Genomic DNA, 13245 nt, shown 5'->3' on the forward strand with positions numbered 1-13245 from the left:
CGCTCTACTCCTCGTGCTCCCCGGCCGAAGGCGAGGTGCCTTCGACATTGCCCTCGACCGTGCTCTCGGCAGCACCCGCCGCCGTGGCCTCGGCGTCCTCGGACCCCTCGACCTCTTCGGCCTCACGACCGGCTTCGGCGTTGCGGGCGATACCTACGACGGCATCGCGCTTGCCCAGATTGATCAGTTGGACGCCCATGGTGTCACGGCCCGTCTCCCTGACTTCATTGACTCGCGTACGAATCACACCACCGCCGAGCGTGATGGCGAGGATCTCATCCGTCTCCTCGACCACCAGCGCACCGACCAGCGAGCCCCGGTCCTCCACGATCTTGGCGGCCTTGATGCCCAGGCCACCACGACCCTGAACCCGGTACTCGTCGACGGGAGTCCGCTTCGCGTACCCGCCGTCGGTGGCAGTGAACACGAACGTACCCGGCCGGACAACATTCATCGAGAGCAGTTCGTCGCCTTCGCGGAAACTCATGCCCTTGACACCCGACGTGGCACGGCCCATGGGGCGCAGCGCATCGTCCGTCGCAGTGAACCTGATCGACTGGGCCTTCTTGCTGATGAGCAGCAGATCGTCCTCGGCCGACACCAACTCCGCACCGATCAACTCGTCGTCGGAGCCGTCCGCCGTCTCCCGCAGGTTGATCGCGATGACACCGCCGGAACGCGGTGAGTCGTAGTCCTTCAGCGCGGTCTTCTTCACGAGGCCGCCCTGCGTGGCCAGGATCAGATACGGCGCGGCCTCGTAGTCACGGATCGCCAGGATCTGGGCGATCCGCTCGTCCGGCTGGAAGGCCAGCAGGTTGGCGACGTGCTGACCACGGGCGTCACGGCCGGCGTCCGGGAGCTCGTACGCCTTCGCCCGGTACACCCGGCCCTTGTTCGTGAAGAACAACAGCCAGTGGTGCGTCGTCGACACGAAGAAGTGGTCGACGATGTCGTCTTCCTTGAGCTTCGTACCGCGCACGCCCTTGCCGCCGCGCTTCTGCGAGCGGTAGTCGTCCGTCTTCGTACGCTTCACATAGCCGCCGCGCGAGATCGTGACGACGATGTCCTCCTCGGCGATCAGGTCCTCGATGGACATGTCGCCCTCGAAGGGCACCAGCTTGGAACGCCGGTCGTCGCCGAACTTCTCGACGATCGCCGCCAGTTCCTCGCTGACGATCTGCCGCTGCCGCTCCGGCGACACCAGGATCGCGTTGTACTCGTTGATCTTCGCCTGGAGCTCGTCGTGCTCGGCCGTGATCTTCTGGTGCTCCAGCGCGGCCAGCCGGCGCAGCTGCATCTCCAGGATCGCGTTCGCCTGGATCTCGTCGATCTCCAGCAGGCCCATCAGGCCCTCGCGCGCCACATCGACCGTCTGGCTGCGCCGGATGAGGGCGATGACCTCGTCGATCGCGTCCAGCGCCTTGAGCAGACCACGCAGAATGTGCGCCCGCTCCTCCGCCTTGCGCAGACGGAACTTCGTACGCCGGACGATGACCTCGATCTGGTGCGTCACCCAGTGCCGGATGAACGCGTCGATCGACAGGGTCCGCGGCACACCGTCGACCAGCGCCAGCATGTTGGCGCCGAAGTTGGTCTGCAGATCGGTGTGCTTGTACAGGTTGTTCAGCACGACCTTGGCGACCGCGTCCCGCTTCAGCACGACCACCAGGCGCTGGCCCGTACGCGACGAGGTCTCGTCACGGACGTCCGCGATCCCGCCGATCTTGCCGTCCTTCACCAGGTCGGCGATCTTCTGCGCCAGGTTGTCCGGGTTGGTCTGGTACGGAAGCTCCGTCACGACCAGGCACTGCCGGTTCTGGATCTCCTCGACCGCGACGACCGCACGCATCGTGATCGAGCCGCGGCCGGTGCGGTACGCCTCCTCGATGCCCTTGCGGCCCACGACGAGCGCGCCCGTCGGGAAGTCCGGACCCTTGATCCGCTCGATCAGCGCGTCCAGGAGCTCCTCGTGCGAGGCCTCCGGGTGCTCCAGATACCACTGCGCACCCTCCGCGACCTCACGCAGGTTGTGCGGCGGAATGTTGGTCGCCATACCGACCGCGATCCCGGCGGAACCGTTGACCAGCAGGTTCGGGAAACGCGCCGGCAGGACCGTCGGCTCCTGGTTGCGGCCGTCGTAGTTGTCCTGGAAATCGACGGTCCCCTCGTCGATGTCCCGGACCATCTCCATGGACAGCGGCATCATCTTGCACTCGGTGTACCGCATGGCGGCGGCAGGGTCGTTGCCCGGAGAACCGAAGTTGCCGTTGGAGTCCACCAGCGGCATCCGCATCGACCACGGCTGCGCCAGTCGCACCAGTGCGTCGTAGATCGACGAGTCGCCGTGCGGGTGGTACGTACCCATGACGTCACCGACGACACGGGCACACTTGTAGAAGCCCTTCTCGGGCCGGTAACCGCCGTCGTACATCGCGTACAGCACCCGGCGGTGGACGGGCTTGAGACCGTCCCGCACGTCCGGCAGCGCACGCGAGACGATCACGGACATCGCGTAGTCGAGGTAGGAGCGCTGCATCTCCGTCTCGAGCCCCACGGGCTCGACGCGCATGCCCACGCCGGCGGCGGGCTCCTCTTCAGGTGTCACAGGGGTGTTCTCGTCGGCCATTGCTGGTCAAAGTCCTTTCGAGCGGCGGCTTGCTGGTACGGCCGACTCAGATGTCGAGGAAGCGGACGTCCTTGGCGTTGCGCTGGATGAACGAGCGCCGCGCCTCGACGTCCTCGCCCATCAGCACCGAGAAGAGGTCGTCGGCCTGCGCCGCGTCGTCCAGCGTGACCTGGCCGAGGACCCGGTGGTCGACGTCCATCGTGGTGACGCGCAGTTCCTCGGCGTTCATCTCGCCGAGACCCTTGAAGCGCTGGATCGAGTCTTCCCTGATCCGCTTGCCGTTCTGCTTGCCCAGCTCCACCAGGGCGTCGCGCTCCCGGTCCGAGTACGCGTACTCGAAGTCGTCCCGGCCCCACTTGATCTTGTACAGCGGGGGGCGGGAGAGGTACACGTGCCCGGCCTCGACCAGCGGACGCATGAAGCGGAAGAGGAACGTCAGCAGCAGGGTGTTGATGTGCTGACCGTCGACGTCGGCGTCCGCCATCAGAATGATCTTGTGATAGCGGAGCTTCTCGATGTCGAAGTCCTCGTGGACACCGGTACCGAAGGCCGAGATCAGCGCCTGGACCTCGGTGTTCTGCAGGATCTTGTCGACCCGGGCCTTCTCGACGTTCAGGATCTTGCCGCGGATCGGCAGGATCGCCTGGTACATCGGATTACGGCCGGACTTCGCCGAACCACCGGCGGAGTCACCCTCGACGATGAAGATCTCGCACTTCGTCGGGTCGTTGGACTGGCAGTCGCTCAGCTTGCCCGGCAGCGAGGCGCTCTCCAGCAGCCCCTTACGACGGGTCAGATCACGCGCCTTGCGGGCCGCGACACGGGCCGTGGCCGCCGCGATGCCCTTGCGGATGATGTCGGCCGCCTCGTTCGGATTGCGGTCGAACCAGTCCGTGAGGTGCTCGTGGACCACCTTCTGGACGAAGGTCTTCGCCTCCGTGTTGCCCAGCTTGGTCTTCGTCTGACCCTCGAACTGCGGCTCACCCAGCTTCACCGAGATGATCGCCGTCAGACCCTCACGGATGTCGTCACCGGTGAGGTTGTCGTCCTTCTCGCGCAGCAGCTTCTTGTCCCGCGCGTACTTGTTGACCAGCGTCGTCAGCGCCGCACGGAAACCCTCCTCGTGCGTACCGCCCTCATGCGTGTGGATCGTATTGGCGAAGGAGTACACACCCTCGCTGTACTGCGTGTTCCACTGCATGGCGATCTCGGCCGAGAGGAGGCGCTCCTTGTCCTCGGCCTCGATGTCGATCACCGACTGGTGAATGACATCGCCCTTGCGGGAGTTCAGGTACTTCACGAAGTCGACGATGCCGCCCTCGTAGTGGTACGTGACCGTGCGGGCCTGCTCCGCCTCGGCGACCTCGGCCACCTCGGCGACCTCCGCGCCCAGCGTCGCCTTCGCCGACTCGCGCTCGTCGGTGAGCTTGATCGTCAGACCCTTGTTGAGGAACGCCATCTCCTGGAAGCGGCGCGACAGGGTCTCGAAGGAGTACTCGGTCGTCTCGAAGATGTCCCCGTCGGCCCAGAAGGTGACGGACGTCCCCGTCTCGTCGGTGGCCTCGTTGCGGGCCAGCGGAGCGGTGGGCACACCGAGCTTGTAGTCCTGGGTCCAGCGGTATCCGTCCGTCCGGACCTCGACGGAGAGACGCGACGACAGCGCGTTCACCACGGAGACACCGACACCGTGCAGACCACCGGAGACGGCATAACCGCCACCGCCGAACTTACCGCCGGCGTGCAGGACCGTCAGCACGACCTCGACCGCCGGCTTCTTCTCCGACGGCACGATGCCGACCGGGATGCCTCGGCCGTTGTCGATCACGCGGACCCCGCCGTCGGCGAGGATCGTGACGTCGATCGTGTCCGCGTGCCCGGCCATCGCCTCGTCGACCGAGTTGTCGACAACCTCTTGTACGAGGTGGTGGAGGCCTCGCTCACCGGTCGAGCCGATGTACATGCCAGGCCGCTTGCGGACCGCGTCCAAGCCCTCGAGGACGGTGATCGCACTCGCGTCGTACGAGGAGCTGACCTCGCCGGACGCGGGTGCCTCGCCCGAGGCTGTGACCTCGCCGCTCTCACCGGGTGTGGACGGAATGTTCTCGTTGGGGTTGCCGGAATCGGCCACGAAGCGCCCTTTCTGGCACAGCACAGGCCGTTCTCCGGGCAAGCGGGAGCGGCTGCGTCGTTCGGCTTGTATCGACGACTCCCGCAAGTTGCGGGATTGTGCACCAGTCTACCGGTAGCGCCGACACGAATGGGGGTTTGCCGGTACCTGAGTACGCATGTGCCGCCCTGGATGAGCGCCTGACGACTCCCCATATTCAGGAAGGGCTCCCAAGAGCCCCACGCGGGCATTGAGCGCTTCGGCCTGTCAACCTTTCGCTACCGTGAGGGACGCCCCACTCCCCCCGTACGGCTTCAACCACCGCATACCCGTACAACCCGGGCGCGACGGACAGCGCCACTGAGAAGACGGCACAGCACCCCGGCCGCCTCCCGAACACACCCCCACATCCCTCAGGGACGCGAAAAACCCCAGCTCAGACACCCTCAGCCATACGTATCGCCAGGACCGGTGCTCCCCGGCGCCCGGAGCGGACCGAACCTGCGCTGCGGACCCCCGGGCCCCAACACCTTGATCAACCGCACCGTGCCGTGCCCCAGATCCGCATTCAGCCGGGCCACCAGCTGCGGCGCCAGCAACCGCAGCTGCGTCGCCCACGCCGTCGAATCGCACTGCACCGTCAGCACCCGCTCGTCCGGATCCTCGTCGTACCGCAACGGCACACAGTGATTCGCCAGATCTTCACCCACGATCTGCGGCCAACGCCCCATCACCCCGCCCACCGCCGCCGGCGTCTCCCAGCCACGCTCAGTGATCAGACGATTGATCGCGGCACCCAACGGCAACGGATCCCGCCCATCCGCCCGCGCCCCCGAACGCAGCCCACCACCCCGCCTGGCCTGCTTCTTCTGCTGCGCCGCGGCACCACGCGCCCGCGCCTGCTCCTTCGCCGCACGCAACGCCACCCGCGCCAGATCCACCCCCGACGGCTCCGGCTGCTTCCCCTGCAACGGCTCCCCAGGAGCCCCGGCGGGCCCGGACACCTCACCACGACCGCTCACAGCCGCTCCACCTCACCCGCGGACACCGCGTAACGCGCCCCCGCCAGAACCCCCGGAACGTCGTCGTCCACCGCAGCCGTCACCAGCACCTGCTCACCCGAAGCCACCAACTCCGCCAACCGCTCACGACGACGTGCATCCAGCTCCGCGAAGACATCGTCCAGCACCAGCACCGGCTCATTGCCCTCGCTGCGCAGCAGATCGTACGAAGCCAGCCGCAGCGCCAACGCGTACGACCAGGACTCACCATGGCTCGCGTACCCCTTGGCCGGCATGCCCCGCAGCCCCAGCAGCAGATCATCACGGTGCGGACCGACCAACGTCACACCCCGCTCGATCTCCTGCTTACGCACCTCCGCCAGGGCCGCGATCAGCTGCTCGTACAACTCCTCACGCGTACGCGCCGAATCCACCCCCGCACCGACCGAACTCCGGTACTCCAACGCCACCGGACCACCCCCCGGCGCCACATCCCCGTACGCCTTGTCGGCCAACGGCTGCAACGCGGCAATCAGGTCCAGCCGCTGCGCCAGCAGCTCCGCGCCCACCCGGCCCAGATGCTGGTCCCACACATCGAGCGTGGACAGATCCATCGAGCGGCCACCGTGCCTGCGCGCCATCGCCGCCGACTTCAGCAAGGTGTTGCGCTGCTTCAGCACCCGCTCGTAGTCCGAACGCACCCCCGCCATCCGCGGCGAACGCGCCGTGATCAGCTCGTCGAGAAAACGCCGACGCTCCCCGGGGTCCCCCTTGACCAGCGCCAGATCCTCCGGCGCGAACAGCACCGTACGTACGATCCCCAGCACATCACGCGGCCTGACCTGCGACGATCTATTGATCCGGGCCCGATTGGCCTTCCCCGGATTGAGCTCCAGCTCTATCAGCTGCGAACGCTCGCCCTGTGTGACAGCGGCCCGGACGACAGCCCGGTCCGCCCCCATCCGCACCAGCGGCGCGTCGGAGGAGACCCGATGGCTGCCGAGCGTCGCGAGGTAGCCGACAGCCTCCACCAGATTCGTCTTGCCCTGCCCGTTGGCCCCCACGAAAGCGGTGACGCCCGGATCGAGAGGTACCTCGACCCGGGCGTACGAGCGGAAGTCGGCCAGCGAGAGATGCGTGACATGCATGGTGTACGCCGACCTTCCCGGCTTCCTGCTCCGTGCTCCGTGGTGCGGGTCGGACCTGACGGCCCGGCCCGCACCCCGTTGCGGTTACTTCGTGTTCCGCTTCTTGTCGATCAACTTCTTGCTCTTGTTGACCTGCTTCTTGCTTCTCTACTTCTTGTTCTCGACCGCGTGGCCACCGAACTGGTTGCGCAGCGCGGCGATCATCTTCATCTGCGGGGAGTCGTCCTGACGCGAAGCGAAACGCGCGAAGAGCGACGCCGTGATCGCGGGCAGCGGCACCGCGTTGTCGATCGCGGCCTCCACCGTCCAGCGGCCCTCACCCGAGTCGGCGGCGAAACCACGGAGCTTGTCGAGGTGCTCGTCGTCGTCCAGCGCGTTGACCGCCAGGTCGAGCAGCCAGGAACGGATGACCGTGCCCTCCTGCCACGAGCGGAAGACCTCGCGCACATCGGTGACGGAGTCGACCTTCTCCAGCAGTTCCCAGCCCTCGGCGTAGGCCTGCATCATGGCGTACTCGATGCCGTTGTGGACCATCTTCGCGAAGTGGCCGGCGCCGACCTTGCCCGCGTGGACGGAACCGAAATCGCCCTCGGGCTTCAGCGCGTCGAAGACCGGCTGGACCTTCGCCACGTTCTCGGCGGCGCCGCCGTACATCAGCGCGTAGCCGTTCTCCAGGCCCCAGACACCGCCGGAGACACCGCAGTCCACGAAGCCGATGCCCTTGATGCCCAGCTCGACCGCGTGCTTCTCGTCGTCCGTCCAGCGGGAATTCCCGCCGTCCACGACGATGTCGCCGGGCGAGAGGAGACCGGCCAGCTCGTCGATGGTGGCCTGGGTCGGGGCGCCGGCCGGCACCATCACCCAGACGACCCGGGGGCCCTTCAGCTTGCCCACGAGCTCTTCGAGGCTGTGGACATCGGAGACGTCCGGGTTGCGGTCGTAACCGATGACGGTGTGGCCTGCGCGGCGGATGCGCTCGCGCATGTTGCCGCCCATCTTGCCGAGGCCGACGAGACCGAGCTCCATCAGAGATTCCTTAAGCGTTGTGCCGATTCGTACCCAAGGCCGAGCCTACGCCCGGCCGGGGACAGATCGACGGGCATGCTCGGCGCCGAGCGTGCCCGTCGGAAGCTGTCGATGCGGGACCGATGGCCGGATCAGCCGGAAAGGCGGACCGGCATGATCAGGTACTTGTACGCCTCGTCCGCCTCGGCGTCCACGGCCGGGCGGCCGCTGAGCAGCGCGGGCTTGGTGGACGTCGTAAAGGAAAGCTGGGCGACCGGGGAGTCGATCGCGCTCAGCCCGTCCAGCAGGAAGGTCGGGTTGAACGCGATCGAGATGTCGTCGCCCTCCAGCACCGCGTCGACCCGCTCCACAGCCTGTGCGTCGTCGCTGGAACCCGCCTCCAGGATCAGCACACCCTGCTCGAAGCTGAGCCGCACCGGAGTGTTCCGCTCGGCAACGAGAGCCACACGCTTGACGGCCTCGACGAACGGAGCGGTCTCGATGACCGCGACCGAGTTGAACTCGGTGGGAAACAGGGTGCGGTACTTCGGCAGATCGCCTTCGAGCAGCCGCGTGGTCGTACGCCGACCCGCTCCCTCGAAACCGATCAGGCCCTCACCGGCACCCGAGCCGGACAGCGCCAGCGTCACCGTGTCACCGCTGGTCAAAGCCTTGGCGGTGTCCAGCAGGGTCTTGGCGGGCACCAGGGCGACAGCCGACGCGTCCGGGTTCTCCGGCTTCCAGAGGAACTCGCGGACCGCGAAGCGGTAGCGGTCGGTGGAGGCCAGGGTGACGGTCCCGCCCTCGATCTCGATCCGCACACCGGTCAGGACCGGCAGCGTGTCGTCACGGCCTGCGGCGATGGCGACCTGGGCGGCGGCCGAGGCGAAGACCTCACCGGGGACCGTGCCGGTCGCGGTCGGCATCTCGGGCAGCGCCGGGTACTCCTCCACAGGAAGGGTGTGGAGTGTGAACCGGGAGGAGCCGCAGACCACGGTCGCCCGTACACCGTCTGTGGAAATCTCCACCGGGCGATTGGGAAGGGCGCGACAGATGTCGGCGAGCAGCCGGCCGGAGACGAGCACCGTGCCGTCCTCCTCGACCTCCGCGTCCACCGAGACCCGGGCCGAGACCTCGTAGTCGAAGCTGGAGAAGCTGAGGGCGCCGTCCTCAGCCTTCAGCAGAAGGCCCGCAAGAACGGGCGCCGGCGGACGGGCCGGGAGGCTACGGGCCACCCAGGCCACAGCCTCCGCGAGTACATCGCGCTCCACCCGGATCTTCACCGGAACCGCCTCCTGCTGTTGCTCGCTCGCCCTGCTGGCCTTCGTCGTCCGATCGCGTTTCCCGCCGATGAAGCGGGGGACGCCGGGGACCAGTCTGACGTACGGCACCGACACTCGGTGCTGCTCGGGGTCAAGTCGCGACAAGAGGCTCGGAGCGCCCCGGCCTCGAGTTGTGCACAGGCCCCACTTCGAAGCGGATTCCGGGCTAACTATAGGTGGCAGTAGTAGTAGGGCCTGTGGAAACGGTGGATAACGTCGTTTTCGCAGGTCAGGCCCAGTTTTTTGTCCACCGACCCTGTGGGTGGCACCGGTGGACAACCCGGTGCTTCTGTGGACGGACGAAAGTTCTGCACACCCGGTACACAGGGCAGGGGGGTTTCTCCCCAGGGCTGTCCCCAGCTTTACCCACGTTCCCCACAGCCCAACCGACCCTTTCGGTGTGACGCCTTTCACTCGGCACAGTGAAAGGCGTCGTCGCGTTGCCGAACAGTGGACAGGGATGTGGAGAAGCCCGATCAAGCTGGGGACAACACGGCTCGCGCTGTGGGCCGCCGGTGGACAACATCATCGACTTCCTGTGGACGAAGATTTTGTCCACAGGCTGTGGATCACCGTTGACCACAAATCCCCAGGCCCTTGACCTGGCCTGATGGAGTATCGGCAGTCGCCCCTGTGGAAGCAATATGGAACAACTTCTGGGTCCCCAGGCTGTGGAGGGGAAAATCTCCCCAGATCTGTGGAGAACGGACGCCCGGCGGCATGTATTCGAACACCGCGACCACACCGGAGCCGCGGAGTCCGGCTCCGAAGGGGCTGCCGAGGGGCTATCGAGGGTCTGCCGAGCGGGTTTCGCGCGGTTCCGGAGGGGGCCGGAAGGAGGGGGCCGGAAGGGTTCCGGCGCGGGACTCCTGACAATGGAGAAGGGCGCCTGCGGAACCCGGTGAAGGTTCCACAGGCGCCCTTCAGGCGCGTACGGGGCGTATACGTGTCGGCGGCCCGTCAGCCGTTCTTGATGCGGTTGGTGAGCTCGGTGACCTGGTTGTAGATGGAGCGTCGCTCCGCCATCAGCGCGCGGATCTTCCGGTCCGCGTGCATCACCGTCGTATGGTCGCGGCCGCCGAACTGCGCCCCGATCTTGGGCAGCGAGAGATCGGTCAGCTCCCGGCAGAGGTACATCGCGATCTGGCGGGCTGTCACCAGCACGCGGCTGCGCGAGGTTCCGCAGAGATCGTCCACCGTCAGACCGAAGTAGTCCGCGGTCGCCGCCATGATCGCCGTCGCCGTGATCTCAGGAGCCGAGTCCTCGCCCCCCGGGATCAGATCCTTCAGCACGTGCTCGGTCAGCCCGAGATCGACCGGCTGGCGATTGAGGCTGGCGAAGGCCGTGACCCGGATCAGCGCCCCCTCCAACTCCCTGATGTTCCGGGAGATACGGGAGGCGATGAACTCCAGTACCTCCGGCGGGGCGTTGAGCTGCTCCTGTACCGCCTTCTTACGGAGGATCGCGATCCGCGTCTCCAGCTCCGGCGGCTGGACATCGGTGGTCAGACCCCACTCGAAACGGTTCCGCAGCCGGTCCTCCAGGGTCACCAACTGCTTGGGCGGCCGGTCCGAGGACAGCACGATCTGCTTGTTGGCGTTGTGGAGCGTATTGAAGGTGTGGAAGAACTCCTCCTGCGTCGACTCCTTGCTCGCCAGGAACTGGATGTCGTCGACCAGCAGGATGTCCACATCGCGGTAGCGCTTGCGGAAGGTGTCGCCCTTGCCGTCGCGGATCGAGTTGATGAACTCGTTGGTGAACTCCTCGGAGCTCACGTACCGCACCCGGGTCCCCGGGTAGAGGCTGCGCGCGTAGTGCCCGATGGCGTGCAGCAGATGGGTCTTGCCGAGTCCGGACTCCCCATAGATGAAGAGCGGGTTGTACGCCTTGGCCGGTGCTTCGGCGACCGCGACCGCCGCGGCGTGCGCGAACCGGTTGGACGCACCGATGACGAACGTGTCGAAGAGGTACTTCGGATTCAGCCGGGCCGCCGGCTCACCTGCGCCGGGCGTGGGGGCGGGCTGTGAGCCCATTGGCCCGGTGGCGCCGCCGGGCCGTCCGGTACCGGAGACGCCCTGCCGGTGCTGGGCCTGGGGGTCCTGCATGTCGTGGCGCTCGGGGCGCTGCTGCTCGTAACCCTGACGCTCGGGCGGCTGCGACCGGTAGTCGTGCTGCGGCTGCTGGGGACGGCCGCCGGAGTACGGCTCCCGCCACTGCTCCGCCGAGGTGTCGCGGTCCTGGAATCCGCCGAGCCGGGGCTGCTGCCAGGAGAGGTCCTCCTGGGTGCGCGGCCACGCACCGGGGTCGCGGCGCTGCTGCTGGTAGTCGGGGTAGGCGGGCCGGGCGGTCGGCATGCCGTCGTCCGAGGGCCGGTGGCCGTATCCGTCGTACGCGTCATTGTGCTGGCGCTCGTCGTGCTGCGGTCCCTGGTAGCGGTGCTGCTGGGGCTGCGGGGACTGGTGCATCGGGGTCGCGGGCGGGTTCGGAGGTTCGCCCGCGGAGTCGTCGACGGTGATCGCGATGCGGATCGGGCGGCCGCATTCGTGGCTCAGTGTCTCGCTGATGAGCGGCGCGAGCCGGCCTTCCAGTACGCGCTTGCCCCATTCATTGGGGACGGCGAGCAGCGCCGTGTCGGCGACCAGTGCGAGCGGCTGGCAGCGCTCGATCCACTGCTTGTCCTTCGGCTCGATGCCCTGCTGGCCCTCCCCGAGGAGTTGCTCCAGCACTCGTGGCCACACTGCGGCAAGATCGGCAGGTACGTCAGCCACAAGGCACGCTCTCTCGCTGGTCCCACGAATGTGTGGTTCTCGGGACGGGATGGTTCGGGATGGGTGAGGACCGGCAGGCAGGAAGAAAAAGAACCGGGGTTCAACCACGGTAGTCAGGCCGACCCGCGTGGTTCAAGTTGTTGTCCACAGCCTGTGCATAGCGCGGGGTGCGGTAGAGCCGGTTTGACCCGGTGGTGTGGCCGCGCGTACCGTGGCCAGGTCGAGTTGTCGATGGCTGCTGCCGCCTGCCTCCGATGGGCAAAGATCACGATCTGTGATCGTGAAGCGGTGCACTAGAGCGTTTACGCGAGTCTCTCGTGGGCGCACGGTGACAGCCAGGCGATGTCCCGCCAACACACGAGTCATTTCTGGAGCCCCCGAGTGAGCAAGCGCACCTTCCAGCCGAACAACCGTCGTCGCGCGAAGACCCACGGCTTCCGGCTGCGGATGCGCACCCGTGCCGGCCGCGCGATTCTCGCGTCCCGCCGTGGCAAGGGTCGCGCCAACCTGTCCGCCTGATCGCTTACAGGTCATGACGTGCTGCCTACCGAGAATCGGCTGAGGCGGCGCGAGGACTTCGCGACCGCAGTACGTCGAGGACGCCGGGCCGGCCGCCCGCTACTCGTCGTTCATCTACGCAGCGGTGCAACGGACCCGCACGTGACTGGGGAGAGTGCTCCCCCGCCGCGTGCGGGTTTCGTTGTCAGCAAAGCTGTGGGTGGAGCGGTTGTACGCACAGCGGTGAAGCGCAGGCTTCGCCACCTGGTCCGCGAACGGCTGGCCCTGCTGCCCCCCGGTAGCCTGGTTGTCGTACGAGCGTTGCCCGGAGCGGGTGACGCCGACCATGAACAGCTGGCCCGAGACCTGGATGCCGCTCTTCAGCGGCTGCTGGGAGGGGGCGCGCGATGAAGTACCCGCTGCTGGCTCTCATCAAGTTGTACCAGTGGACGATCAGCCCACTTCTCGGGCCTGTCTGCCGTTACTACCCGTCGTGTTCCCACTATGGATATACGGCGATCGACCGGCACGGAGCGATCAAGGGAACTGCGCTGACGGCTTGGCGCATCCTGCGGTGCAATCCGTGGTCACCCGGTGGCGTGGACCACGTTCCACCACGCAAACGTCCGCGTTGGCACGAACTGCTGCGTACTGCCATACGCGGTGGCAAGGGCGCGGACTCCGCCGCTGATGCGCCTCCCGGGGGGTCGGTCTCCGAACCCCCGAGCCCGGCCGCAGAGACTTCGCCCAATGCTCAAGGAGCTTGATT

10 protein-coding genes are annotated in these 13245 nt (G+C 66.9%); 3 read left to right on the forward strand and 7 right to left on the reverse strand.

The window, feature by feature from the left end; all coding sequences use genetic code 11:
• Positions 1-4 precede the first annotated feature (4 nt).
• The 7 genes from gyrA to dnaA form a co-directional block, all read right to left on the reverse strand.
• Positions 5-2626 carry a DNA gyrase subunit A gene (gyrA, locus tag OH735_RS18420; protein ID WP_406382624.1) on the reverse strand — a complete coding sequence of 874 codons (2622 nt, stop codon included), beginning with the start codon at positions 2624-2626 and terminating at the stop codon, positions 5-7.
• A 46-nt stretch (positions 2627-2672) separates the two neighbouring features.
• Complete coding sequence (gene gyrB / locus OH735_RS18425; RefSeq protein WP_406382625.1) at positions 2673-4778, reverse strand: DNA topoisomerase (ATP-hydrolyzing) subunit B; 2106 nt, start codon at positions 4776-4778, stop codon at positions 2673-2675.
• 401 nt (positions 4779-5179) lie between these two features.
• Entirely contained in the window at positions 5180-5755 is a 576-nt protein-coding gene (locus OH735_RS18430; protein WP_406382626.1) for a DUF721 domain-containing protein, read from the reverse strand.
• A complete protein-coding gene (gene recF, locus OH735_RS18435) occupies positions 5752-6882 on the reverse strand; it encodes a DNA replication/repair protein RecF (RefSeq protein WP_406382627.1) in 1131 nt (376 codons plus the stop codon). The genes OH735_RS18430 and recF overlap by 4 nt, the downstream gene beginning before the upstream one ends.
• A 147-nt stretch (positions 6883-7029) precedes the next feature.
• Positions 7030-7908 carry a phosphogluconate dehydrogenase (NAD(+)-dependent, decarboxylating) gene (gene gnd / locus OH735_RS18440; RefSeq protein WP_406382628.1) on the reverse strand — a complete coding sequence of 293 codons (879 nt, stop codon included), beginning with the start codon at positions 7906-7908 and terminating at the stop codon, positions 7030-7032.
• A 131-nt stretch (positions 7909-8039) separates the two neighbouring features.
• Positions 8040-9170 (reverse strand): DNA polymerase III subunit beta, encoded by a 1131-nt coding sequence (gene dnaN, locus OH735_RS18445; protein WP_406386627.1) that lies wholly within the window; start codon positions 9168-9170, stop codon positions 8040-8042.
• A gap of 999 nt (positions 9171-10169) precedes the next feature.
• On the reverse strand, positions 10170-11978 hold the full coding sequence (dnaA, locus tag OH735_RS18450) for a chromosomal replication initiator protein DnaA (RefSeq protein WP_406382629.1): 1809 nt from the start codon (positions 11976-11978) through the stop codon (positions 10170-10172).
• A gap of 381 nt (positions 11979-12359) precedes the next feature.
• Between dnaA and rpmH the strand changes: the two genes are divergently transcribed.
• The 3 genes from rpmH to yidD are packed head-to-tail and all read left to right on the forward strand — an operon-like array spanning position 12360 to position 13243.
• Positions 12360-12497 carry a 50S ribosomal protein L34 gene (gene rpmH / locus OH735_RS18455; protein WP_030930485.1) on the forward strand — a complete coding sequence of 46 codons (138 nt, stop codon included), beginning with the start codon at positions 12360-12362 and terminating at the stop codon, positions 12495-12497.
• Between the two features lie 18 nt (positions 12498-12515).
• Positions 12516-12887, forward strand: a complete 372-nt coding sequence (rnpA, locus tag OH735_RS18460) for a ribonuclease P protein component (protein ID WP_266747316.1) — start codon at positions 12516-12518, stop codon at positions 12885-12887.
• Positions 12884-13243, forward strand: coding sequence for a membrane protein insertion efficiency factor YidD (gene yidD, locus OH735_RS18465; RefSeq protein ID WP_406382630.1), 360 nt, complete (start codon positions 12884-12886; stop codon positions 13241-13243). The genes rnpA and yidD overlap by 4 nt, the downstream gene beginning before the upstream one ends.
• The last annotated feature ends 2 nt before the right edge of the window (positions 13244-13245 follow it).

The sequence above is a fragment of the Streptomyces sp. NBC_01618 genome, from assembly GCF_045209435.1.
Classification (GTDB): Bacteria; Actinomycetota; Actinomycetes; order Streptomycetales; family Streptomycetaceae; genus Streptomyces.

Excerpts from the sequence above, each read along its gene's own strand:
- gnd (WP_406382628.1), bottom strand. The coding sequence starts at position 7,908 with ATGGAGCTCGGTCTCGTCGGCCTCGGCAAGATGGGCGGCAACATGCGC.
- yidD (WP_406382630.1), top strand. The coding sequence starts at position 12,884 with ATGAAGTACCCGCTGCTGGCTCTCATCAAGTTGTACCAGTGGACGATC.
- recF (WP_406382627.1), bottom strand. The coding sequence starts at position 6,882 with ATGCATGTCACGCATCTCTCGCTGGCCGACTTCCGCTCGTACGCCCGG.
- gyrA (WP_406382624.1), bottom strand. The coding sequence starts at position 2,626 with ATGGCCGACGAGAACACCCCTGTGACACCTGAAGAGGAGCCCGCCGCC.